A 475-nucleotide genomic window follows, 5' to 3' on the forward strand; every position below is an offset into this window, starting at 1 on the left:
CGCATCGCCTCGGCATCCACCTTCAGCCTGTCGAAGACAAGCTGCTCGAGGAGTGCGGCATCCTGGAACCAGCCGCCGGAATCCTGCTCGAAGAGATCGCGAAGGATGACCCCGCCGGCAGCCTCATAGGCTTCGGCGCCGACATAGACGGCACGGCGATCATCGGCGCGAACGGTGGTCTCCGTCAGCAGACGCCTGATGTAATACGGTTCCTGCGTGTGCGAGCTGGAGATCCGCTCCCAGACCTGCTCCTGGCGCGCATGATCGTCGGAGATCGAAAACGCCATGATCTGTTCGAGCCGGATTTCGTCCTTCTCGTAGAGCTCGAGAAGCGTTGACGATACCGATGCCAGCCGCAGACGCTGTCTTACGGTCGCCGGCGATACGAAGAAGCGGGCGCCAATCTCCTCCGGATCGAGGCCCTGGTCGCTGAGCGTCTTGAAGGCCCGGAACTGGTCGAGCGGGTGCAGGTCGG

Annotated in this window: 1 pseudogene; it reads right to left on the reverse strand. The window is 62.9% G+C overall.

From position 1 onward, the window contains the following. Positions 1-475: pseudogene (locus tag EN935_RS39960) on the reverse strand (DNA-binding protein); the annotation flags it as partial.

The organism is Mesorhizobium sp. M7D.F.Ca.US.004.03.1.1 (genome assembly GCF_003998635.1).
Taxonomy (GTDB): Bacteria; Pseudomonadota; Alphaproteobacteria; order Rhizobiales; family Rhizobiaceae; genus Mesorhizobium; species Mesorhizobium loti.